The sequence below is a fragment of the Marivita sp. genome (genome assembly GCF_022763305.1).
Classification (GTDB): domain Bacteria; phylum Pseudomonadota; class Alphaproteobacteria; order Rhodobacterales; family Rhodobacteraceae; genus Marivita.
This window is the reverse complement of the sequence record NZ_JALEGT010000093.1, coordinates 27,932-49,368: the sequence shown is the minus strand read 5'-3', so window position 1 is coordinate 49,368 and position 21,437 is coordinate 27,932. Positions and strand designations below refer to the sequence as shown.

The window sequence follows — 21,437 nt, the reverse complement described above, 5'->3', positions numbered from 1 at the left end:
ACCATGCGGGTATTGATTGCCGATGATCAGGAGATGTTGCGCGAACTCTTCGACGCGATGCTGTCGCGTCAAGAGATCGGTGTGACATTGGCCGAAGATCTGGACAGTGTCCTGCGCCAGGTCGCAGAGCATCCGCCGTTCGACCTGATCCTGCTGGATTACCACATGCCCGGTATGGACGGGCTCGACGGTCTGCGCCGCGCCCTGACCGAGGGCAGGGGAGCGCCGGTCGCGCTCATGTCCGGCAATCTCGCCCAGCATATCGTGGACGAGGCGTTACGCCTTGGCGCGGCGGGGTTTCTGCCCAAGAAGCTGCCGGCGAAAAGCTATGTTCAGGCCATCCGTGCCATGGCCGAGGGGCAGGTCGTCAACATGCTCGAAAGCGACGCCGAGCCTGCGCCGCAATCCCGCGTCGCCGATCTGACGACGCGCGAAGTGCAGGTTCTGACAGGCCTCGATCAGGGGCAATCCGTGCCCGAGATCGCTGCGGCGTTGGGTTTGAAAGAGGTGACGGTCGCATTCGTCGTCAAGACCCTCTGCCGAAAATTCGACGCGCTTGATACGAAAGGCGCCGTCGCCCGCGCCCGGCAATCTGGTCTGATCTGAGCGTTCTGCCCCCGATTCTTCCTGCAATCCCCCAGCTTCTCTGACGCAGGCACTTTCCCGTGTGCCCGTTTTTTGACCATTCGCCGCTGTGCCGGCGTAGGGAATGGGCAGCGTCGTCCAACGTGAAGACTGGACCGAGGCCGAACTTGCCCGGCAAGCGACAGTTCGCTTGGGTGAAGGTGCAGGATGTCTAGGGTTCCGCGTCGCACACACGGTCTGGTCCGAGAGATATCGCTGTCCGGTCAATCCCGGGCAGTACACGGCGGGGCAAAATCCCGGGAGGCTACTGCGCTGGTTTGACCCGCGCTCCGATGATGCCCTCCACGCGGTCATTCCATTGTGAAAACCTGATGGGGACCGAAGATGAAAAAGCTTGTAACCACCACCGCCCTTGCTCTTTGCCTTGCGACCGGCGCTGTCGCGCAAGAGAAGACCGAATTCCGTGTCGCCTGGTCGATCTATGTCGGCTGGATGCCCTGGGGCTATCTCGAAGACAGCGGCATCATGGACAAATGGGCCGAAAAATACGGCATCGATGTCGAGATCGTGCAGATCAACGATTATATCGAGTCGATCAACCAATACACCGCCGGTCAATTCGATGGTGTGTCCGCCACCAACATGGACACGCTTTCGATCCCCTCGGGTGGCGGTGTCGACACCACGGCGTTGATCGTGGGTGACTATTCCAACGGCAATGACGCGGTGATCCTCAAGGGCGAGGGCGATCTGACGAGTCTGGCGGGCAAGCCGGTGAACCTCGTGGAACTGTCGGTTTCGCACTATCTGCTGGCGCGGGGGCTCGACAGTGTGGGCCTGTCCGAGGCGGATTTGGGTGGGGTGATCAACACGTCGGACGCCGACATGATCGCGGCCTTTGCCACTGACGATGTCGAAGCGGTGGTCACATGGAACCCGCTGGTGTCCTCGATCCTCGAAACACCGGGGGCCAACAGCATTTTCGACAGCTCCGACATCCCCGGCGAAATCATCGACCTGATGGTGGTGAACACCGAAACGCTCGACGCGAACCCGGATTTCGGCAAGGCGCTGGTGGGGGCGTGGTACGAGGTGATGAGCCTGATGGCGGCAGGCGACGAAGACGTCCTGACCGCGATGGCCGACGCCTCGGGCACCGATCTGACCGGATACAAGGCCCAGCTTGCCTCGACCGAGATGTTCTACGATCCCGCCGCCGCGGTGGCCTTCACCGAAAGCGCAGAGCTGCCGCAGACGATGGTCAATGTTGCCGAATTCCTGTTCGACAAGGGCATTCTGGGTGAAGGTGCACCCTCGGCGGATTTCGTCGGTGTGGCCTATCCGGACGGCTCGATCACGGGTGATGCGAACAACGTCATGTTCCGCTTCGACACGACCTACATGCAGATGGCTGCCGACGGCAGCCTCTAAGGACCCGCCGTCACGCGTGCGCGTGGCGGCATCTTCCCGATGCGTCTGATCAACATAAAACCCGGCCCCGCGCTCGCGCTGTTTCTCGTGCTGCTGCCCTTTGCAGCGGTGATGATCGCCTATGCGATGGGGTCGGATATCCGGCTCACGGAAAACCCGTCGGACAAGCTGTTGCCCGCGCCTGGAACGATTGGCGATACGATGATGCGCCTGCTCACCGAAGGCGACAGACGCACGGGGCGCATCCTCTTTTGGCATGACACATGGGCCAGCCTGCAACGGCTGTGGCTGGGCATCGCCATCTCGGCCAGCGTCGGGCTGGTCTTCGGCCTGCTTATTGGTCTGTTCCCGCTTGTGCGCAACCTGCTGTCGCAATTCGTGGCCGTGCTGTCGATGATCCCACCACTGGCGCTGTTGCCGATCCTCTTCATCGTGTTCGGGCTGGGTGAGCTCTCCAAGGTGGTGCTGATCGTCGTCGGCACCTTGCCCTTCATCATCCGCGATCTGAGTCAGCGCACGCTCGAAATTCCGCAGGAACTTCTGGTCAAGGCGCAGACACTGGGCGCGTCAAGCTGGGTCATTGCGATCCGCGTGGCGCTGCCGCAGGTCATGCCGCGCCTCATACAGGCGGTGCGCCTGTCGCTTGGCCCCGCATGGCTTTTCCTGATCGCGGCCGAGGCCATCGCCGCGGATCTGGGCCTCGGCTACCGCATTTTCCTGGTGCGCCGCTATCTCGCGATGGACGTCATCCTGACCTACGTGATCTGGATCACCCTGCTTGCCTTCGCGATGGACTGGCTTCTGCGCTGGGCCTCGCGCCGTGTCTACCCGTGGGCGGAGGAGGGGCTATGAGCTTTGTCACCGTCCGCGACCTGTTCCAAACCTATGACAACCGCCCGATCATCGAACGCGTGAATTTGGACGTGGACGAGGGAGAGTTCATCTCCATCGTCGGAGCGTCCGGCTGTGGCAAGTCCACCTTCCTGCGGCTTCTGCTGGCTCAGGAGCGTCCGTCGCGTGGCGAGATCCGCATCGACGGGGCAGAGCCTGCGCGCGAACCGGGTTTGGACCGGGGCATCGTGTTTCAGCGCTATTCGGTCTTTCCGCATATGACGGTGCGGGACAACATCGTGGCTGGTGAAAGCTTCCGCAGCGGGTGGGGCCGATTTTTCGGAGAAAAATCAAGGGCCGCCCGCGAGCGCGCCGACCGGACGCTCGCGCGTATCGGCCTGGATCACGTCGCCGACAACTACCCGGCCACGCTGTCGGGCGGCATGCAGCAGCGCCTTGCCATCGCTCAGGCACTGGCCGCGAAACCGCGTGTCCTTCTGCTCGATGAACCCTTCGGCGCGCTCGATCCCGGAACGCGCGTGTCCATGCATGATTTCCTGCAGGACCTGCGCGCCGAAACCGGCATGACCGTGTTCATGGTCACCCATGACCTCGAAGAAGCGTTCAAGCTGGGTGACCGCGTTCTCGTCTTCGATAAGCCCCGTTGGGACCCGCACGACCCGTCCCGCTATGGCGCGACCATCACCTACGATTTCGATGCCCGCAATGGCGGCATCCCGTACCAGACCCTGAAGGAGGCTTCCCATGTTCCACAGCCCGCGTGACCGGACCCGGTCGCACCACCCTGCGGATCACCCCCGCACCGAGGCGCGCCATCACCATCCCGACCTGACCAAGCTGCGCGGCTGGAAGGCGATGCATGACGAGGCGGGCATCCCCGGCAGCGGCTGGGAGCAGGAGCGCAAATGGGCGCTGCGCATGGGCCTGACCGGGGCCGACAGCATCGAGGACAAGTCCATCCCCACCTTCGCCCGTGGGGAGCTGCCGCATTACGCCGGGATCAACACCTTTCTCAAGGCCCCCTATGCCGAGGACGTGACCGAGGTGGGGGACTATGACGCCACCGTTCTGGGCATTCCCTTTGACGGCGGCACGACCTATCGCGCAGGCACTCGGTTCGGCCCGCAGGGTGTGCGCAAGATCAGTGCGCTCTACACGCCCTACAATTACGAAATGGCCGTCGATCTGCGTGAACAGATGACGCTCTGTGATGCGGGCGACGTGTTCACGATCCCCGCCAATATCGAAAAGACCTTTGACCAGATCAGCCGCGCCGTCAGCCACGTGTTTTCCTCGGGCAGTTTGCCGATCATGATCGGCGGCGACCATTCCATCGGCTTTCCCTGTGTGCGCGGGATTGCGGAATGTACGTCCAAGAAGATCGGCATCGTGCATTTCGACCGCCACGCCGACATTCAGGAGAAGGATCTGGACGAGCGGATGCACACAACCCCGTGGTTCCATTCCACGAACCTGCCCAACGTGCCTGCCAAGAACCTGGTGCAGGTGGGCATCGGCGGCTGGCAGGTCCCCCGCGAGGCGGTGAAGGTCGCGCGCGAACGCGAAACCAACATCATCACCATGGGTGACATGGAAAAGATGGGTGTCGACAAGACCGCCGAGATGGCGCTCGAGATGGCGTGGGATGGGGTCGACATGGTTTACATGTCCTTCGACATCGACAGCATCGACTGCGGGTTTGTGCCCGGCACAGGCTGGCCCGAACCCGGTGGCTTCCTGCCGCGCGAGGCACTGGCCTTGGCCTCCAAGGTCGCAGCCGAAGGCATCTGCGGCATGGAGCTGGTCGAAGTGGCGCCGCCCTATGACCAGTCCGAAATCACCGCACTCATGGGCACCCGCGTGATCGTCGATGTGCTGGGCAGCCTTGTCGCCTCGGGCAATCTTGGCAAACACAAGCGCCATATCGATAAGCCCGTGACGATCCCGCATGGCGCGTTCGAAGGAAAGCGGTGGTCCAATGCCACATGATATCGTGAACGGCCATATCGGCCACAACCACAGCCATGGCGACCACCTGCACAGCCATATGCCTGACGCCGACAAGGCGGAAGAGCTGCAGGTGCTCACCGCGCAGTTCATCGACGGGTTTGTCGCGGCAAAGGACAAGATGTCTTACCTTCGGCTGGCGGGTGTGCCTTTGGAAATCGCGGCCCCCGATGGCGGACCCTCGATGAAACTGGTGGATGTGCAACTGACCACGGAATGGCAGGTCGGCACGGCCTCGCCCTCCTTCGGATCACAGGAACTGTCCTATCTGCCGTATCCCGGCGACATGGTGACGGAGCGGACGAATATGGGCTTTGTCTATGTCTCATTGCGCGCCAAACAGGTGACCGACCTGCGCGCCTTCCTCAAACTCCACCCCGCCGCGCGGGATGTGACATGAGGAGAGCGCTTGCGGTCTTGCTGGCGCTTGTCGCCACCCCGGCAGCGGCCCATCACGAGGTGGTCATGATCGCCTCTACGCTGCCCTTGCTGGGCGGCGTCGCCGCGATCGTTTCGGCCCTGATCCTCGCATGGCGAGGCGGACCCGGGTCGCGAAGGGCCAGGCGCCCGAAGGCGCGCATTGCAAAAACCTAGCCCTGTTGCGCCAACGCGGTGATCCCGGGGCGTCGGTCCATCTCCGTGCGCGGTTTGGCCTCGGGATCATCGTCCAGCACCGCGTGCATCCGCTCCATCACGCGGAAGAACGTTGCCAGATCGTCCGGGCTGACGGCCTCCATCATGCTGCGTTCGATCCGCGTAGCAGCAGGGATGATGTCCGTCAGCACGTCGCGTCCCGCTTCGGTCAGCGAGATGGCGACCAGTCGCCCATCGCCTTCACCTTGCGTTTTCTGCACCAGCCCCTCCGCTTCGAGCCGTGACACGGCCCGGCTGACGCGCGGTTTTTCCAGATTGACGCAATTGTGGATGTCCCGGACCGACACAGCCCCGCACCGCAGCAGATGCACCAGCACACGCCATTCCGCGACGACCAGACCGTGCGTCCGCCCGTATTCCACCGACAGCCGCCGACTGACCCGTTCGGACAGCACGGCAAGGCGGTAGGGCAGGAAAGACGACAGGTGAAAGGTGTCGGGCGTCATGGCGGTTCCAAACTCGTTGCAAATGAAATGATATTGACTTTTGTTGCTTTTGCAACGACCAAGGTCGCGCAGGAGACTGCACCAAACCAATCAGGGAGAGACATGCAACAATGGCCTTTGCATCGCAGGGTGACACCGCAGAAAAGCAGATTTCCTTCACCGAGATTGGTGATGGCCTCTATGCCTTCACCGCCGAGGGAGACCCGAATTCCGGCGTGATCATCGGCGATGACAGTGTGATGATCGTCGAGGCGCAGGCCACACCCCGTCTGGCGCAGAAGGTCATCGACTGTGTGCGCAGCGTGACCGACAAGCCGATTTCCCACGTGGTGCTGACCCATTACCACGCGGTGCGGGTGCTCGGGGCGAGCGCCTTCAACGCCGACCAGATCATCATGTCCGACGCCGCGCGCGGCATGGTGGTCGAACGCGGGCAAGAAGACTGGGACAGCGAATTCCAGCGCTTTCCGCGCCTTTTCGAAGGCCACGAAAGCATCCCCGGCCTGACATGGCCCACCACCACCTTCAGCGACAGCATGACGGTCTATCTGGGCAAGCGGAAGGTCGAGATCAAACAGATCGGGCGCGCGCATACCGCCGGGGACAGCGTGATCTGCGTGCCTGACAGTCAGACCATGTTCACGGGGGACATCGTGGAGTACCACTCGGCCTGCTATTGTGGCGACGGCCATTTCGAGGAGTGGGGCGCGACACTGGATGCGGTCAAAGCCTATGATCCGCAGAGCATCGCGCCCGGTCGCGGTGACGCTCTTGTGGGGCGCGATATGGTGGATGCCGCCCTCGCGAACACGCGGGACTTTGTGGACAGCACCTATAACGCGGTCAAACCGATTGCCGCGAAGGGCGGAAGCCTCAAGGATGCGTGGGATGCGGTACGGGATGCCTGCGATCCCAAGTTCAAGGATTACGCGATCTACGAACACTGCCTGCCGTTCAACGTCGCCCGCGCCTATGACGAGGCGCGCGGGATTGTGCATCCGCGCGTCTGGACGGCGGAACGTGACCTCGAGATGTGGGAACAATTGCAAGGCTAAGGCTGACTGAGGGGGGAGGAGACCCATCATGCCGCTCGATGACCGTTATCAGCTGGCGTTCAAGCTGTACCCCTACGCGCGCAGCACCGATCAGGATGCGGCAGCCCCCGTGCGCCATCCGGTGGTCGTGCTGGGGGGCGGGCCAATTGGTGTGGCCACGGCATTGGACCTGGGCTTGCAAGGCATTCCGGTGGTCCTGCTCGATGATCACGAGGGCGTCGGGCAGGGGTCCCGCGCCATCTGCTTTGCGAAACGGACGCTTGAGATCGCCCATCGGTACGGGTGCGCGCAACCGATGCTGGACAAGGGGGTGGTCTGGAACCTTGGCAAGGTGTTCCATGACGACCGGCAGGTTTACGAGTTCAACCTGCTCCCCGAAGAGGGCCACCGCTTCCCCGCCTTCATCAACCTGCAACAGCCCTATTTCGAACGCTTCCTTGTCGAACGCGTCCGCGAGGCACAGGCGGCGGGCGCGCCGATTGACCTGCGCGGCAAGAACCGAGTGGATGCGGTGGAGGTGCAGGACGATCACGTCATCCTCGACATCACCACGCCGGATGGCCCGTATCGGATCGAAGCGGACTGGCTGATCGGCTGTGACGGTGCCTCCAGCCCACTCCGCAAGATGATGGGGCTCGATTTCGAGGGCCGGGTGTTCGAGGACAATTTCCTGATCGCCGACATCACGATGAAAGCGGATTTCCCGACCGAACGCTGGTTCTGGTTCGAGCCGCATTTCAAATCGGGCGACTCTGCGCTTCTGCACAAGCAGCCCGATGGTGTCTGGCGGATCGACTTCCAACTGGGCTGGGATATCGACCGGAAGGAAGAACTGAAGGAAGAAAACATCCGCCGCCGTCTGGATGCGATGCTTGGGCCTGATGTGGAGTATGAGCTGGTCTGGACCTCGATCTACACCTTCCAGTGCCGCCGGATGAAAAAGTTCCGCCACGGTCGGGTGATCTTTGCCGGGGATGCCGCGCATCAGGTCTCGCCTTTCGGTGCGCGCGGCGCCAATTCCGGCATTCAGGATGTGGACAATCTGGGGTGGAAGCTTGGGCTTGTTCTGAACGAAAAAGCGCCCGAGAGCCTGCTGGACAGCTACGATCTTGAACGTCGATACGGGGCGGACGAGAACATCCTCAACTCCTCGCGCTCGACCGATTTCATCACGCCGAAGTCGAAGATCAGCCATGTGTTCCGCAACGCGGTGCTTGATCTTGCCGAACATCACGCCTTTGCCCGCCCGTTGGTCAATTCCGGTCGGTTGTCGGTGCCTTGTGTCTATGACGGCTTGCCGCTGAACACAGCCGATGCGCTGACGGATGGCCCGGCCCGCACGCGCCCCGGTGCCCCATGCCCGGATGCGCCATTGGGGCAGGGGTTTCTGTTGGATCACCTTGGCGGACACTTTGTACTGCTCGGCATCGGGGGTGATGTGCCCGACACGCTGGAGGTCGAAGGGCTGACCGTCCGTTGTCTGTCCGTGCCTGCCGAGGGGGAGATCAAAGACCGGTATCTGGGCGATGCGCCCGCTGCCGTCTACCTGATCCGCCCCGACCAACACGTCGCGGCCCGCTGGCCTGCCTATGACGAAGCGATTGTCCGCGCCGCCCTGCGCCGCGCCATAGGAAAGGACTGACGCGATGGCTTTGAACACCGCTCCCAACGTCCCTGATCCCGATGGCTTCTACGCCGAATTGCTGGCCACCCATGAGGGGCTGAGCGACGATGACAGTATCGCGCTGAATGCCCGTCTGATCCTGATCCTCGCCAACCATATCGGCGACCGCGCGGTGCTGACCGAAGCGCTGGCCGCTGCATCGAAAGGAGACAAGTCATGAATGCTCCGCACACATCCGGCCTCATTCAGGCCAAAGGCACCCTGACCGAGCCGGGATACATGCCCGGCTGGGCCAACGACTTCGAGACCGAAGCGCTGCCCGACGCCCTGCCGCGCGGCATGAACAGCCCACAGAAGTGCAACTACGGCCTTTATGGTGAACAGCTTTCCGGCACCGCCTTCACCGCCAACCCGCCCGAACGCACTTGGTCCTACCGCATCCGCCCCTCCGTCAAGCACTCGGCGCGGTATACGCGGGTTGACCTGCCATACTGGAAAAGCGCGCCCAATGTGGTTGAGGACGTGACCTCCCTCGGCCAATACCGTTGGGATCCGGTGCCGCACAGCGATGCGCCGCTCACCTGGCTGACGGGCATGCGCACCATGACCACGGCCGGGGATGTGAACACGCAGGTCGGCATGGCAAGCCACATCTACCTTGTCACCGAAAGCATGAAGGACGCCTATTTCTTCAGTGCGGACAGCGAGTTGCTTGTCGTTCCTCAGGAAGGACGCCTGCGCTTTGCGACCGAGCTTGGCATCATCGACATCGAACCCAAGGAGATCGCGATCATCCCGCGCGGGCTGGTTTACCGGGTCGAGGTTCTCGACGGTCCGTGCCGGGGTTTCGTCTGCGAAAACTACGGCCAGAAATTCGAACTTCCGGGGCGTGGCCCCATCGGGGCGAACTGTCTCGCCAACCCGCGCGATTTCAAAGCACCGGTCGCAGCCTTCGAGGACCGCGAGGTTCCGTCGACCCTGACCGTCAAATGGTGCGGGCAGTTCCACGAGACAAAAATCGGCCAAAGCCCGCTCGACGTGGTGGCGTGGCATGGCAACTACGCGCCCTACAAGTATGATTTACGGAACTATTGTCCGGTCGGCGCGATCCTCTTCGACCATCCCGACCCGTCAATCTTCACTGTTCTGACGGCACCCTCCGTGGTTCCCGGAACCGCGAATATCGACTTCGTTCTCTTCCGTGAACGTTGGATGGTGGCGGAGAACACCTTCCGCCCGCCGTGGTATCATAAGAACATCATGTCCGAGCTCATGGGCAACATCTACGGCCAGTACGACGCCAAACCGCAGGGCTTTGTCCCCGGCGGCATGAGCCTGCACAACATGATGCTCCCCCACGGTCCGGATCGGGAGGCATTCGAAAAAGCGTCGAATGCCAACCTTGGCCCTGACAAGCTCGACCGCACCATGTCCTTCATGTTCGAGACGAGGTTTCCGCAGCATCTTACTGAATTTGCTGGAAAAGAGGCGCCCTTGCAGGACGATTACATCGATTGCTGGGACAGCCTGGAGAAAAAGTTCGACGGCACGCCGGGGAAGAAATAGCAGATGGGTTTGCGCAGGTCCTGGCTGGAAAGCGCCAACGCGCCTGAGGGCGAATTCCCGCTGAACAATCTGCCCTATGGCGTATTCTCGGTGGGTGATGGTGATCTACGCTGCGGTGTGGCGATCGGTGACCGGATCGTCGATGCGACCGGGTTGGAAGCAGCAGGGCTTCTGCGCGCCGATCCCGATGCGGACGTGCTGGACGCGCCGTATTGGAACGATTTCATGGAGTTGGGGCGCGCGGCGTGGTCCCGCTACCGCGCCGAACTGACCGCCATGCTGGCCGAAGACGCCGATGAGACGGTGCAGGACCAGATCATCACGCATTCCGTCCCGATGGCCGAGGCGGTGCTGCACATGCCGTTCCGCGTGAGTGAATACACCGATTTCTACTCGAGCCTTCACCACGCGACCAATGTCGGCACCATGTTCCGGGGGGCGGAACACGCGCTGCCGCCGAACTGGCTGCACATCCCCATCGGCTACAATGGCCGCGCGTCCTCGGTTGTGGTCTCCGGCACGCCGGTCACGCGGCCCCATGGTCAGATAAAGGGACCGGACGACGCCATACCGCGCTTTGCGCCCTCCGCCCGGTTCGACATCGAGCTTGAAATGGGCGCAATCGTGGGGCAGGCGTCAGACGGCCCGATCACCGTGGCCGAGGCGTTTGACAACATCTTCGGATACGTGATCCTGAACGACTGGTCGGCGCGGGACATTCAGGCGTGGGAATACCAGCCGCTCGGACCCTTTCAGTCCAAGGCCACCGCCACGACCATCAGCCCGTGGATCGTGACCGCCGAGGCCTTGGCGCCCTTCCGCACCAGCACACCTGCGCGGGAAAAACCGCTGCTGGACTATCTGTTGGAACCCGGTCCGATGCTCTACGACATCGCGCTCGAGGTCGGGCTGACACCGGAAGCGGGAACAGAAACCGTGATCGCGCGCACCAACTACCGTGAAATGTACTATTCCGCCGCCCAGCAACTGGCCCATCACACCAGTTCCGGCTGTCCGATGCGGGTGGGCGATCTGCTTGGGTCAGGCACGATCTCGGGGCCGGAGAGGCACAGTCGCGGCGCATTGCTGGAGCTGAGCTGGGGCGGAAAAAAGCCGATCACGCTGGACACGGGCGAAACGCGGACTTTTGTCGAGGATGGCGATACGCTTTCGCTGCGCGGTCATGCGCAAGGCGACGGCTACCGCATCGGGTTCGGGTCCTGTGTCGGCAAGGTGCTGCCCGCGCGAGGCTGAGACCCGTCAGCCCAGATGCGCGGTGGCCTCGATCTCGACCTTGGCCTCGTCTTCGATCAGCGCGCTGACAACCACCATCGACATCGCAGGGAAGTGCTTTCCGAACACCTCGCGATAGGCGGCACCGACTTCAGCCTGATGCGCCAGATATTCGGCCTTGTCCGTCACGTACCATGTCAGGCGGGTGACATCCTCCACCGTACCGCCCGCCGCCTCGACAATCGCACGGATGTTGGACAGGGCCTGCCGCATCTGGCCGATGAAATCCGAAGCCACAAATACCTTGTCGGCATCCCAGCCGATCTGCCCGCCGATATGCAGCACCCCGTCCTTGGTCAGCATCCCGTTGGCATAGCCCTTGGCGGGCAACCAGCCCTCGGGTTGGATGGTCTTATGCGTCATCTGGGACCTCTTTGCTTTTGAGAAGGGGGACGAGCACCTCGGGCCACGGGCTTGGCCGGCCTGTGTTGTCGACATGCACCAGCGTCGCGCGGGTCTCGAAGCGGACCTCGCCGCCACAGGTTGCTGTCATGCGGTAGGTCAGGGACGCATTGCCCAGCCGCAGCACCCAAAGCGACAGCCGGAGGTGGTCGCCGTGATGGCTGGGCCGCACGAACCGCGTTTCGATCTGGGCTGTGGGGATGCCCTCGGTCTTGAGGATTTGCTCGAACGGGTAGTCGAGAGCTTCGTCGAAGAAGGCTTCGACGAGATCGTTCATCATCTCGAAATAGCGCGGGAAAAAGACGATCCCCGCCGGGTCGCAATGGCGAAAGAGAACCTTCTGGTCCTTGGCAAAGACGGGCTCTGTCATTGGTCTTTCAATCTGAAACGCTGGATCTTGCCGGTTGCGGTCTTGGGCAGGCTGTCGGTGAACACGACTGAGCGTGGGTACTTGTACGGCGCGATGGTTGCCTTCACATGGTCCTGCAAGGCTTTGACCATATCGCCATCCCCGCTGTGGCCGTCCGCCAAGACCACATGGGCCTGAACGATATGTCCGCGTTCCTCGTCCGGTGCGCCGATCACCGCACATTCGGCCACGGCAGGGTGGGCCAGCAAGGCCGCTTCGACCTCGGGTCCGGCGATGTTGTAGCCGGAACTCACGATCATGTCGTCATTGCGCGCGGCGAAGTGGAAATAGCCGTCTTCGTCCCGCCAGAAGCTGTCGCCGGTGATGTTCCAGCCGTCCTGCACATAGGCGCTCTGACGATCCCCCTTGAGATAGCGACACCCGGTCGGACCACGCACCGCCAGCCGCCCGACCTCACCATCCGGCACCACCTCACCCGCGTCATTGATGACCTTGGCCTCGTAGCCTGTCACAGGTTTGCCGGTGCAGGCGGGCTTGTGATCGTCGAAACGGTTGGAAATGAAGATGTGCAGGAGTTCCGTCGCGCCGATCCCGTCGAGCATGGCTTTGCCTGTCTTGGCGATCCACTCGTCATAGACCGGTCCGGGCAGGGTTTCGCCCGCCGAAACGGCAGCCCGCAGGGACGACAGGTCGGCCCCGTCCTCCATCGCGCGCAGCATCACGCGGTACGCGGTGGGGGCGGTGAAACAGACCGTGGCTTTGTATTTCTCGATGATCTCGATCATGTTCGGCGGCGTCGCCTGTTCGAGCAGCGTGGCTGCCGCGCCGAACCGCAGCGGAAAGATCGCCAGCCCGCCCAGCCCGAAGGTGAAGGCCAGCGGGGGCGAGCCGACGAATACGTCGTCCGGTGTGACGCCCAAGACCTCGCGCGCATAGCCATCGGCGATGATCATCAGGTCCCGGTGGAAGTGCATCGTCGCCTTAGGCACCCCGGTTGACCCCGAGGTGAACCCCAGCAGCGCCACGTCGTCCCGCCCCGTGGGCACGCAAGTGAAGCGCACAGGCTTTTCCAGCGCCAACCGGTCCAGTTCTGCGTCGTGGTTGGAGGTGCCATCGAAGCCGACCACCGATGTCAACGTTGCGCTGTCCTTGGCGCAGGCCACCATCTCATCCATCAGCCGTGTGTCGCACAGCGCATGGGTGATCTCGGCCAGTTCCACATAGGTCCGCAACTCGGCCGCGCGCAGCATCGGCATCGTGTTGACCACCACCGCACCCACCTTGGTCGCTGCCAGCCAACAGGCCACCATCGCCGGGTTGTTGGCGGACCGGATCAGCACGCGGTTGCCCGGTTTCACGCCCAGATCCTCGACCAGCACATGCGCCAGCCGGTTGGTCCAGTCGCTCAGCTCCTTGTAGGTGCGCAGCCGCCCGTTGCCGATCAGCGCGGTGTGGTCGCCAAAACCCTTCTCGACCATGCCGTCGGTCAATTCCCACCCGGCGTTCAGCCGTTCGGGATAATCGAACCCCGCCAGATTGAACTCGGGCCAAAGGTCAGGCGGCGGAAGGTTGTCGCGGGCGAATGTGTCGACATGGGCAGAGGGTCCGAGCATCACGTTCCTCCTTCGAAGGCGGCAAGGGTCTGACGGGCGATGATGACTTTCTGAACATCCGACGCGCCTTCGTAGATGCGCAGCGCGCGGATCTCGCGGTAGAGCGTTTCGACAGCCGTGCCCGACCGCACGCCGTCACCGCCGAAAAGCTGAACTGCGGTGTCGATGACCTGTTGCGCCTGATCGGTGGCAAACAGCTTGGCCATCGCTGCCTCGCGGGTGATGCGTGGCGCACCGCTGTCACGGGTCCATGCGGCCCGGTAGACAAGCAGGGCGCTGGCATCGACATCGACGGCCATCTCCGCGATATGGCCTTGGACCATCTGCAAGTCGGCCAGAGGCGATCCGGCGATCTGCCGTGTCGTGACCCGCGCCAAAGCTTCGTCCATGGCGCGGCGGGCAAAGCCAAGTGCAGCGGCCGCTACAGTGGCGCGGAAGACGTCCAGCACCGACATGGCGACCTTGAACCCCTGACCGGTTTCACCCAGCAACGCGCTGGCCGGGATGCGGCAGTCGGTAAAGCGCAACGTGGCCAGCGGATGCGGCGCGATGGTGTCGAGCCGTTCGGCAATCTCGAACCCCGGCAGGCCGGGGGTGATGATGAACGCCGACAGGCCCTTGGCCCCCGGAGCCTCTCCGGTGCGGGCAAAGAGCGTGTAGAGATCCGCGATGCCGCCATTTGAAATCCACGTCTTTTCGCCATTCAGCACGTAGCTGTCGCCATCGCGCGTGGCCGTCATGGTGGAGTTGGCCACATCCGATCCCGACCCCGGTTCGGTCAGCGCAAAGGCGGCAATCGCCTCACCCGCGCGGGTTTTCGGCAGCCAAGTGGCTTTCTGCGCCTCGGTGCCAAACAGCGTAATCGCCCCGGTGCCCAGCCCTTGCATGGCAAAGGCAAAATCGGCCAGCCCGTCGTGCCGCGCCAGAGTTTCCCGCGCGAGGCAGAGCGTGCGCAGGTCGAACCGTCCGTCGTTGCTTGAGGTAGGTTGCAAAAGACCCGCCGCACCCAATTGAGCGACAAGCGCCCGGCACGCCGCATCCGTGTCGCCGTGGTCAATCTCCAACCCCTGCGCCACCTCGTCGACACGCGCCGCCCAATCCCGGTGCGCAGGGTCGAAAAACGGCCAGTGGAGGTAGCTTTGATCTGCCATCAATTGCCCTCGAACACCGGTTTTTCCTTGGCGACGAACGCCTCGTAGGCGCGGCGGAAGTCGTTGCCCTGCATGCAGATCGCCTGCGCCTGAGCCTCGGCTTCGATGGCCTGCTCAAGGCTCATCGACCATTCCTGCGCCAGCATCGTCTTGGTCATGGAATTGGCGAAGGTCGGACCTGCCACGATGCGTTCGGCCAGCTTGATCGCCTCGGCCTCCAATGCGTCAGCCTCCACCACGCGGTTGAAGAACCCCCAGGCCTCACCCTCGGCGGCGCTCATCGCGCGCCCGGTATAAAGCAGGTCCGCCGCGCGGCCCTGTCCGATGATCCGGGGCAGGATGGCGCAGGCACCCATGTCGCAGCCCGCAAGCCCCACACGATTGAACAGGAACGCGGTCTTGGCCTCGGGCGCGGCCAGCCGCAGGTCCGAGGCCATCGCCATGATCGCCCCGGCGCCCGCGCATACGCCATCGACAGCCGCAATCACCGGCTTGCCGCAGCCGATCATCGCCTTGACCAGATCGCCGGTCATCCGCGTGAAGGTCAGCAGGTCTTTCATGCTCATGCGCGTCAGGGGCCCGATGATGTCATGCACATCGCCGCCCGAGGAAAAGTTGCGACCATTGGGCAGGATCACCACGGCATGAATGTCATCGGAATAGACCAGCGCCCGGAACCAGTCGCGCAATTCGGCGTAACTCTCGAAGGTAAAGGGATTTTTCCGCTCGGGCCGGTCATGCGCGATGCGTGCGATACCGCCTGCGATTTCGCAGCGGAAATGCTGCGGCTTACTCAGATCCATTTCTGGCCTCCTGCGTCATGGCCTTTTTGAGCAGGCCCATCAGTGTCTGGGTGTCGGTGTCCGAAAGCGGTGCGAGCAACTCGTCAATCCACGCCTCGTGCTGTGCGGCGAGGTCGGCAAACGCAGCCTCGCCCTTGGGGGTCAACCGGGCCAGATTGGCACGGCGGTCGCCGGGCACGGCCACACGCAGCGCCAGCCCTTCTTCGACCAGACGGTCGACGATGCCTGTCACATTCCCATTCGACACTTTGAGGTAGCGGGACAGGTCGCTCATCTTCAGCCCGTCTTTGTGGCGTGCAAGGGCGGCCATCACGTCGAACCGGGGCAGGGTGGTGTCATGCCTGTCGCGCAACCGGCGGCGCAATTCGCCTTCGATGCCCGAGGACAGTTTCAGAAGTTGCAACCACAGGCGCAGGCGCGCCTTAGACATCGGTTCGGCCTGTACGTTATGTTCGGGTTTCATACCTCGCCCCCTGAAACTGACAAAGCATGTCCGTTGATCCCCGCAGCGGCAGGCGAGGCGAGGAAAAGCGCCGTTCCCGCAATCTCGGACGGGGTGATCAACCGTCCCTGCGGATTGCCTGCGGCGACCTTTGCGGTCGCGGCCTCCCGGTCCAAATCGAACCGCTGCATCAGCCCGCTGATGGCCCCTTCCGCCAGATCGGTATCGGTGAAGCCCGGACAGATCGCGTTGCAGGTGCCGCCGGATTTCGCCACGTCCAGCGCGATAGAGCGCACGAGCCCCAGCACCCCGTGCTTGGCCGCGGAGTAGGCCGGGACAGAGGCGTTGCCCTGCAAGGACGCGGTTGAGGCGATGGCAATCAGGCGCGCATCCGCCGGTCCCGTCCGCAATGCCTCGCGGAAGGTTAGGAACGTGCCGGTGAGGTTGACGGCAAGCGTGGCGTTCCAGTCGTCCAGCGACAGCTTCGCCACCTTGCCGGACGCCCCCCAGCCCGCATTTGCGATGACCACGTCGAACGGTGTGTCGAACAGGGCCGCGATGTCCGCCTCAGAGGTCACGTCTGCCTGACGGCAGGTGATATCGCGCCCCTCGGCGGTCTTTTGCAATGGCTCCATCCGGCGGCTCGCGATGGTCACTGCATCGCCATGGTCGGCAAAGGCATGTGCAATCGCCCGACCTATCCCCGTTCCGCCACCGGTGACCAGAACCCGCCTCATGCCCGCACCGCCTCGGCCTCGCGCTCGGCCAGCCGCCACGCCTGATCGCGCCCGGCGAGATAGGGCAAAGGCCAGTCCTGAGCCGCGCGGTCGCCAAGCTTGGTTGCTTCGTGCAGGGTCCAATAGGGATCGGCCAGATGCGGACGCCCCACCGCCACCAGATCGGCGCGCCCGGCCATCAGGATCGAATTGGCATGATCGGCTTCGTAGATATTCCCCACCGCCATGGTGCACAGCCCCGCCTCGTTGCGGATGCGGTCCGAGAACGGGGTCTGGAACATCCTTCCATAGACCGGCTTGGCCTTGGTCGAGGTTTGGCCTGCGGAAACGTCGATCAAATCGGCCCCGGCATCGGCAAAGGCCTTGGCGATCAGCACAGCCTCGTCCGGCGTCACGCCATCCTCGTCCAGCCAGTCGGTCGCCGAAATACGCACCGACATCGGTTTGCCTTCCGGCCAGACCGCGCGCATCGCGGCGAACACCTCAAGCGGGTAACGTAGACGGTTCTCAAGACTGCCGCCGTACTCATCTGTACGGATATTCGAGGCGGGCGAGATGAAAGACGACAGAAGGTACCCGTGTGCCGCGTGCAGTTCGATCATGTCGAACCCGGCCCGGTCCGCCATTTCGGCCGCCGCCGCGAATTGCGCGGTGATCTCATCCATCTCTGCCCGTCTGATTTCGCGCGGGGTGGCGTTGTCGTCCGACCACGGCATGGCCGAGGCGCTGACCAAGTCCCAGTTGTCAGTGGGCAGCGGGGCGTCCATCCGTTCCCATCCCAGTTGGGTCGATCCTTTGCGTCCGGAATGGCCGATCTGGCAGCAGATCTTCGCATCCGTAACGCCGTGTACTAATTTGGTCAGCCGCGCCCAGGCTGCCTCGTGTTCGGGTGCGTAAAGCCCCGGACAGCCGGGGGTGATCCGCCCCTCGGGCGACACGCAGGTCATTTCGGTGAAGACCAGCCCCGCGCCCCCTTTGGCACGTTCGCCGTAATGGACAAGGTGCCAGTCCGTCGGGCAGCCATCCTCTGCCATGTACTGCGCCATGGGCGAGACCACGATGCGGTTCTTCAGCGTCATGTCTCGTAGCCGAAAAGGCGTAAACATCGGCGCCCGCAAAGGTGCTGTCTCGGGCAAACCGGCTTGCGTCATGAACCAGCGTTCCGCACCTTCAAGCCACGCCTTGTCGCGCGCGCGAAGGTTTTCGTGACTGATGCGCTGGCTGCGGGTGAGCATCGAGTAATTGAGCTGCACCGGATCGAGGCCGAGATACCGCTCGACCGTTTCGAACCACTCCATCGAATTGCGCGCCGCCGATTGCAGGCGCAGCACTTCGAGGCGACGTTCGTCTTCGTAGCGCTGGAAGGCTCGGCCCAAATCCGGCTCAGTGTGCAGGTACTCGGCCAATGCAATCGCGGATTCCAGCGCCAGTTTGGTGCCCGACCCGATCGAGAAATGCGCGGTCGCGGCGGCATCGCCCAGCAGGACGACGTTCTCATGGCTCCAGGTTTCGCACAGCACGCGGGGGAAGCGGATCCAGGCCGATCCCCTTATGTGTCGCGCATTGGTCATCAGGGTGTGGCCGCCAAGGTGGTCCTTGAAGATCTCCTCGCAGGTCGCGATGCTTTCGTCCTGGGTCATGTCGGCGAACCCGAAGGCGTCAAAGGTCTCTTGCGTGCATTCCACGATGAAGGTCGCGGTGTTGTCGTCGAACTGGTAGGCATGCGCCCAGACCCAGCCCTTGTCGGTTTCCTCGAAAATGAAGGTAAACGCGTCGTCGAACCGCTGATGAGTACCCAACCAGACAAACTGGCAATGGCGCAGGTCGATGTCCGGTTTGAAACTGTCGGCATAAAGCGTGCGGGTCTTGGAATTGAGACCATCGCTCGCCACCACAAGGTCGTAGTCCTTACGGTAATCGTCAGCGCTGGCGATTTCGGTCTCGAACCGCAGGTCGACACCCAGTTCCCGCGCCCGCGCCTGCAGAAGGATCAAGAGTTGCTTGCGCCCGATGCCGCAGAACCCGTGACCGGAGGACACAAGCCGTTCGCCGCGATAGTGCAGGGCGATGTCGTCCCAGTACGCGAAGTGGGCGCGGATCGCCTCGGCGCTTTTGGGGTCATTGGCGGCGAGATTGTCGAGCGTTTCGTCCGACAGCACGACGCCCCAGCCAAACGTATCATCGGGCTTGTTGCGTTCGATCACGGTGATCTCGTGCGACGGATCGCGCAGCTTCATCGAGATCGCGAAGTAAAGCCCCGCCGGACCGCCCCCCAGACATGCAACCCGCATCTCGACCTCTTTCTGTAGCAGCTTGAGGGGAAGGCTGCCCGAGTCGCCCATTTATTTCAAGTTTGAAATTTTAAACTTGAAATAAATGCGATGCCGCGATCCGATGGCAGGAGACACTTGCCATTCCGCACCCGCGCCCCGACAAATGCGCCAACTCTCCAAGACCAAAGAGGCCAAGAGCGATGACCGTTTCGATAGCCAAACAAGGCCGCGTGGCGGTCGTCACCATCGACAATCCCCCGGTCAATGCGTCGTCACAGGCGGTGCGAGCGGGGTTATTGCAGGCCGTGGCGGAGACCGAGGCTGACCCAAGCGTTGACGCGGTTGTTCTCGCCTGCGCCGGGCGTACCTTTGTCGCCGGGGCCGACGTGCGCGAGTTCGACCTGCCGCCGGTCGAGCCGCATCTGCCGGACGTCATCTCCGCCATCGAGGCAGCCTCAAAACCCTGGGTCGCGGCGATCCACGGCACCGCTTTGGGCGGCGGGTTGGAACTGGCGATGGGGTGTCATGCGCGGATTGCGGACGCCACGGCGCGCATGGGGTTGCCCGAAGTGACCCTTGGTCTTGTGCCGGGTGCGGGGGGCACGGTCCGGTTGCCGCGTCTGGTGGAGGCGGAACTGGCGCTGACGATGATCGCGGGGGGCAAGCCGATCTCGGCCGAGGCGGCGCTGGAAGCCGGTCTCATCGACGCGATTGCCACAGGCGATCTGTTGGAAAAGGCCGTGGCCTTGGCCGCGAAACTGGGCGCGCCTCGTCGCACACTTGAAAAGACGGTTATTGGAGCGGCCAACGCGGAGGCGTTCGCCAAGTCGGCGTCGGACCTGCGGCGCAAAGCACGTGGGCAGGTGTCGATTGGCGCGGCCATCGACGCGGTGGAGCGCGGCCTGCGCTTGCCCGCAGACGCGGCATTGGCCGAAGAACGCGCAACCTTCCTCGCCTTGAAATCCAGCGATCAGGCCCGTGCCTTGCGGCACATCTTCTTTGCCGAACGCGCCACCCTGGCCGACCCGAGAGCGAAACAGACCCCGCGCCCGGTCACCCGGATCGGTGTGATCGGGGGCGGCACAATGGGGGCGGGCATTGCGTCGGCCTGCCTGATGCGCGGGTTCCATGTGACGCTGATCGAACGCGACGAGACCAGCCTTGAGGCTGGGGCCAACCGTGTTCGCGGAACACTTGACAGCAGCGCCAAGCGGGGCCTTCTGCCTGATCTGGACGCCGTCGTCGCGCGGTTCGAGACCGCAACCGATTACGCCGCGCTGGCCAATGCGGATCTGGTGATCGAAGCGGTTTTCGAGGACATGGACGTCAAGAAACAGGTCTTTGTGCAACTGGATGCAGTCACCAGACCGGATGCGATTCTGGCGACCAACACCTCCTATCTCGACGTGAACGCCATCGCAGCGGTCCTCTCCGACCCGTCGCGTGCCATCGGTCTGCATTTCTTTTCCCCGGCGCATATCATGAAGCTCTTGGAGATCGTTCTGCCCGACGCGGTGTCAGAGGATGTGATTGCCACGGCGGCGAAGTTGTCCAAATCGCTGGCCAAGATCGGAGTCCTGTCCGGTGTCTGCGACGGCTTCATCGGCAACCGCATCATGTCGGCCTACAGGGCCGAGGCGGATCGGCTCTTGATCGACGGGGCCACGCCTTCACAGGTGGATGCGGCCATGCGGGATTATGGCTTTCCGATCGGCGTGTTCGAGATGCAGGACATGGCGGGCCTCGACATCGCGTGGGCCATGCGCAAGCGGCGGCTGGCCGAGGGCAAGATCACTGGGGCCTATATCAGGATTGCCGACCGACTGTGCGAGATGGGGCGGTTCGGGCGCAAGACGGGAGCCGGATGGTACGATTATTCCGATGCGGGCGCTCAGCCGTCTAAGGTGGTGCTGTCCATCATTGCCGAGGAGCGTCAGGCGCTGGGGGCGGCGGGTGGCGACTTTGCCGATGCAGATGTGATGCCCCGTATTCTGGGCGCGATGACACGCGAAGCGGAGGCAGTGCTAGCTGAAGGCATCGCCCGATCCGCCGATGACATCGACGTGGTCATGGTCAACGGCTACAGCTTCCCGCGCTGGAAAGGCGGGCCGATGTTTGCGGCGAGGGACTGAC

Annotated in this window: 22 protein-coding genes and 1 riboswitch; of the genes, 13 read left to right on the top strand and 9 right to left on the bottom strand. The window is 63.0% G+C overall.

The features are described 5' to 3' along the window. Positions 1-3: 3 nt before the first annotated feature. The 7 genes from MRY75_RS16805 to MRY75_RS16775 all read left to right on the top strand — a co-directional run bounded on the left by MRY75_RS16805 (position 4) and on the right by MRY75_RS16775 (position 5,469). Positions 4-606 (top strand): response regulator transcription factor, encoded by a 603-nt coding sequence (locus MRY75_RS16805; protein WP_292309155.1) that lies wholly within the window; start codon positions 4-6, stop codon positions 604-606. 179 nt (positions 607-785) lie between these two features. After that, positions 786-890, top strand: a riboswitch (guanidine-I (ykkC/yxkD leader). Between the two features lie 79 nt (positions 891-969). After that, entirely contained in the window at positions 970-2,016 is a 1,047-nt protein-coding gene (locus MRY75_RS16800; protein WP_292309154.1) for a putative urea ABC transporter substrate-binding protein, read from the top strand. Between the two features lie 39 nt (positions 2,017-2,055). Further along, positions 2,056-2,868, top strand: coding sequence for an ABC transporter permease (locus tag MRY75_RS16795; RefSeq protein WP_292309153.1), 813 nt, complete (start codon positions 2,056-2,058; stop codon positions 2,866-2,868). After that, complete coding sequence (locus tag MRY75_RS16790; RefSeq protein WP_292309152.1) at positions 2,865-3,632, top strand: ABC transporter ATP-binding protein; 768 nt, start codon at positions 2,865-2,867, stop codon at positions 3,630-3,632. Before MRY75_RS16795 ends, MRY75_RS16790 begins: the two co-directional genes overlap by 4 nt. Then, the gene (locus MRY75_RS16785; RefSeq protein ID WP_292309151.1) at positions 3,613-4,857 is read left to right on the top strand and encodes an agmatinase family protein; all 1,245 of its coding nucleotides are present in this window, start codon (positions 3,613-3,615) and stop codon (positions 4,855-4,857) included. Before MRY75_RS16790 ends, MRY75_RS16785 begins: the two co-directional genes overlap by 20 nt. Then, positions 4,847-5,275 carry a hypothetical protein gene (locus MRY75_RS16780; protein ID WP_292309150.1) on the top strand — a complete coding sequence of 143 codons (429 nt, stop codon included), beginning with the start codon at positions 4,847-4,849 and terminating at the stop codon, positions 5,273-5,275. The genes MRY75_RS16785 and MRY75_RS16780 overlap by 11 nt, the downstream gene beginning before the upstream one ends. Continuing rightward, positions 5,272-5,469: a hypothetical protein gene (locus MRY75_RS16775; protein ID WP_292309149.1), complete on the top strand. Its 198-nt coding sequence runs from the start codon at positions 5,272-5,274 to the stop codon at positions 5,467-5,469. The genes MRY75_RS16780 and MRY75_RS16775 overlap by 4 nt, the downstream gene beginning before the upstream one ends. On the opposite strand, the gene MRY75_RS16770 is transcribed toward MRY75_RS16775, so the two are convergent. Next, positions 5,466-5,975, bottom strand: a complete 510-nt coding sequence (locus tag MRY75_RS16770; RefSeq protein ID WP_292309148.1) for a MarR family winged helix-turn-helix transcriptional regulator — start codon at positions 5,973-5,975, stop codon at positions 5,466-5,468. The two genes, MRY75_RS16775 and MRY75_RS16770, sit on opposite strands and share 4 nt — an antisense overlap. 110 nt (positions 5,976-6,085) lie before the next feature. Here MRY75_RS16770 and MRY75_RS16765 point away from each other — a divergent pair, with 110 nt between their 5' ends. From MRY75_RS16765 to fahA, 5 genes are read left to right on the top strand one after another with little or no spacing between them, the layout of a single operon-like run. Further along, positions 6,086-7,030: an MBL fold metallo-hydrolase gene (locus MRY75_RS16765; protein ID WP_292309147.1), complete on the top strand. Its 945-nt coding sequence runs from the start codon at positions 6,086-6,088 to the stop codon at positions 7,028-7,030. A 28-nt stretch (positions 7,031-7,058) separates the two neighbouring features. Next, positions 7,059-8,672 (top strand): FAD-dependent oxidoreductase, encoded by a 1,614-nt coding sequence (locus MRY75_RS16760; RefSeq protein ID WP_292309146.1) that lies wholly within the window; start codon positions 7,059-7,061, stop codon positions 8,670-8,672. Positions 8,673-8,676: 4 nt separating this feature from the next. After that, a complete protein-coding gene (locus MRY75_RS16755) occupies positions 8,677-8,874 on the top strand; it encodes a DUF2783 domain-containing protein (protein WP_292309145.1) in 198 nt (65 codons plus the stop codon). Beyond that, positions 8,871-10,220, top strand: a complete 1,350-nt coding sequence (hmgA, locus tag MRY75_RS16750) for a homogentisate 1,2-dioxygenase (RefSeq protein ID WP_292309144.1) — start codon at positions 8,871-8,873, stop codon at positions 10,218-10,220. The genes MRY75_RS16755 and hmgA overlap by 4 nt, the downstream gene beginning before the upstream one ends. A gap of 3 nt (positions 10,221-10,223) precedes the next feature. After that, positions 10,224-11,474: a fumarylacetoacetase gene (gene fahA, locus MRY75_RS16745; protein ID WP_292309143.1), complete on the top strand. Its 1,251-nt coding sequence runs from the start codon at positions 10,224-10,226 to the stop codon at positions 11,472-11,474. Positions 11,475-11,480: 6 nt separating this feature from the next. Here the strand turns inward: fahA and MRY75_RS16740 are convergent, their stop codons facing one another. Genes MRY75_RS16740 through MRY75_RS16705 form a run of 8 tightly spaced genes read right to left on the bottom strand, consistent with a single transcriptional unit; the run spans position 11,481 to position 19,322 of the window. Beyond that, complete coding sequence (locus MRY75_RS16740) at positions 11,481-11,876, bottom strand: RidA family protein (RefSeq protein ID WP_292309142.1); 396 nt, start codon at positions 11,874-11,876, stop codon at positions 11,481-11,483. Then, a complete protein-coding gene (locus tag MRY75_RS16735; protein ID WP_292309141.1) occupies positions 11,866-12,285 on the bottom strand; it encodes a thioesterase family protein in 420 nt (139 codons plus the stop codon). The genes MRY75_RS16740 and MRY75_RS16735 overlap by 11 nt, the downstream gene beginning before the upstream one ends. After that, positions 12,282-13,898 (bottom strand): AMP-binding protein, encoded by a 1,617-nt coding sequence (locus MRY75_RS16730; RefSeq protein ID WP_292309140.1) that lies wholly within the window; start codon positions 13,896-13,898, stop codon positions 12,282-12,284. The genes MRY75_RS16735 and MRY75_RS16730 overlap by 4 nt, the downstream gene beginning before the upstream one ends. After that, positions 13,898-15,049: an acyl-CoA dehydrogenase family protein gene (locus MRY75_RS16725; RefSeq protein WP_292309139.1), complete on the bottom strand. Its 1,152-nt coding sequence runs from the start codon at positions 15,047-15,049 to the stop codon at positions 13,898-13,900. The genes MRY75_RS16730 and MRY75_RS16725 overlap by 1 nt, the downstream gene beginning before the upstream one ends. Next, positions 15,049-15,852, bottom strand: a complete 804-nt coding sequence (locus MRY75_RS16720) for an enoyl-CoA hydratase family protein (protein WP_292309138.1) — start codon at positions 15,850-15,852, stop codon at positions 15,049-15,051. The genes MRY75_RS16725 and MRY75_RS16720 overlap by 1 nt, the downstream gene beginning before the upstream one ends. Continuing rightward, positions 15,839-16,315: a MarR family transcriptional regulator gene (locus MRY75_RS16715; protein WP_292309137.1), complete on the bottom strand. Its 477-nt coding sequence runs from the start codon at positions 16,313-16,315 to the stop codon at positions 15,839-15,841. The genes MRY75_RS16720 and MRY75_RS16715 overlap by 14 nt, the downstream gene beginning before the upstream one ends. Then, a complete protein-coding gene (locus MRY75_RS16710) occupies positions 16,312-17,031 on the bottom strand; it encodes an SDR family NAD(P)-dependent oxidoreductase (RefSeq protein WP_292309136.1) in 720 nt (239 codons plus the stop codon). The genes MRY75_RS16715 and MRY75_RS16710 overlap by 4 nt, the downstream gene beginning before the upstream one ends. Then, complete coding sequence (locus MRY75_RS16705; protein ID WP_292309174.1) at positions 17,028-19,322, bottom strand: bifunctional salicylyl-CoA 5-hydroxylase/oxidoreductase; 2,295 nt, start codon at positions 19,320-19,322, stop codon at positions 17,028-17,030. The genes MRY75_RS16710 and MRY75_RS16705 overlap by 4 nt, the downstream gene beginning before the upstream one ends. A gap of 182 nt (positions 19,323-19,504) precedes the next feature. On the opposite strand from MRY75_RS16705, the gene MRY75_RS16700 reads away from it, so the two are divergent. Continuing rightward, on the top strand, positions 19,505-21,436 hold the full coding sequence (locus tag MRY75_RS16700; RefSeq protein ID WP_292309135.1) for a 3-hydroxyacyl-CoA dehydrogenase NAD-binding domain-containing protein: 1,932 nt from the start codon (positions 19,505-19,507) through the stop codon (positions 21,434-21,436). Position 21,437: the final 1 nt, after the last annotated feature.

What these genes read in the sequence shown, in the direction of transcription:
- MRY75_RS16805 (WP_292309155.1), top strand. Translation starts at nt 4, where the DNA reads ATGCGGGTATTGATTGCCGATGATCAGGAGATGTTGCGCGAACTCTTC.
- MRY75_RS16800 (WP_292309154.1), top strand. Translation starts at nt 970, where the DNA reads ATGAAAAAGCTTGTAACCACCACCGCCCTTGCTCTTTGCCTTGCGACC.
- MRY75_RS16795 (WP_292309153.1), top strand. Translation starts at nt 2,056, where the DNA reads ATGCGTCTGATCAACATAAAACCCGGCCCCGCGCTCGCGCTGTTTCTC.
- MRY75_RS16790 (WP_292309152.1), top strand. Translation starts at nt 2,865, where the DNA reads ATGAGCTTTGTCACCGTCCGCGACCTGTTCCAAACCTATGACAACCGC.
- MRY75_RS16785 (WP_292309151.1), top strand. Translation starts at nt 3,613, where the DNA reads ATGTTCCACAGCCCGCGTGACCGGACCCGGTCGCACCACCCTGCGGAT.
- MRY75_RS16780 (WP_292309150.1), top strand. Translation starts at nt 4,847, where the DNA reads ATGCCACATGATATCGTGAACGGCCATATCGGCCACAACCACAGCCAT.
- MRY75_RS16775 (WP_292309149.1), top strand. Translation starts at nt 5,272, where the DNA reads ATGAGGAGAGCGCTTGCGGTCTTGCTGGCGCTTGTCGCCACCCCGGCA.
- MRY75_RS16770 (WP_292309148.1), bottom strand. Translation starts at nt 5,975, where the DNA reads ATGACGCCCGACACCTTTCACCTGTCGTCTTTCCTGCCCTACCGCCTT.
- MRY75_RS16765 (WP_292309147.1), top strand. Translation starts at nt 6,086, where the DNA reads ATGGCCTTTGCATCGCAGGGTGACACCGCAGAAAAGCAGATTTCCTTC.
- MRY75_RS16760 (WP_292309146.1), top strand. Translation starts at nt 7,059, where the DNA reads ATGCCGCTCGATGACCGTTATCAGCTGGCGTTCAAGCTGTACCCCTAC.
- MRY75_RS16755 (WP_292309145.1), top strand. Translation starts at nt 8,677, where the DNA reads ATGGCTTTGAACACCGCTCCCAACGTCCCTGATCCCGATGGCTTCTAC.
- hmgA (WP_292309144.1), top strand. Translation starts at nt 8,871, where the DNA reads ATGAATGCTCCGCACACATCCGGCCTCATTCAGGCCAAAGGCACCCTG.
- fahA (WP_292309143.1), top strand. Translation starts at nt 10,224, where the DNA reads ATGGGTTTGCGCAGGTCCTGGCTGGAAAGCGCCAACGCGCCTGAGGGC.
- MRY75_RS16740 (WP_292309142.1), bottom strand. Translation starts at nt 11,876, where the DNA reads ATGACGCATAAGACCATCCAACCCGAGGGCTGGTTGCCCGCCAAGGGC.
- MRY75_RS16735 (WP_292309141.1), bottom strand. Translation starts at nt 12,285, where the DNA reads ATGACAGAGCCCGTCTTTGCCAAGGACCAGAAGGTTCTCTTTCGCCAT.
- MRY75_RS16730 (WP_292309140.1), bottom strand. Translation starts at nt 13,898, where the DNA reads ATGCTCGGACCCTCTGCCCATGTCGACACATTCGCCCGCGACAACCTT.
- MRY75_RS16725 (WP_292309139.1), bottom strand. Translation starts at nt 15,049, where the DNA reads ATGGCAGATCAAAGCTACCTCCACTGGCCGTTTTTCGACCCTGCGCAC.
- MRY75_RS16720 (WP_292309138.1), bottom strand. Translation starts at nt 15,852, where the DNA reads ATGGATCTGAGTAAGCCGCAGCATTTCCGCTGCGAAATCGCAGGCGGT.
- MRY75_RS16715 (WP_292309137.1), bottom strand. Translation starts at nt 16,315, where the DNA reads ATGAAACCCGAACATAACGTACAGGCCGAACCGATGTCTAAGGCGCGC.
- MRY75_RS16710 (WP_292309136.1), bottom strand. Translation starts at nt 17,031, where the DNA reads ATGAGGCGGGTTCTGGTCACCGGTGGCGGAACGGGGATAGGTCGGGCG.
- MRY75_RS16705 (WP_292309174.1), bottom strand. Translation starts at nt 19,322, where the DNA reads ATGCGGGTTGCATGTCTGGGGGGCGGTCCGGCGGGGCTTTACTTCGCG.
- MRY75_RS16700 (WP_292309135.1), top strand. Translation starts at nt 19,505, where the DNA reads ATGACCGTTTCGATAGCCAAACAAGGCCGCGTGGCGGTCGTCACCATC.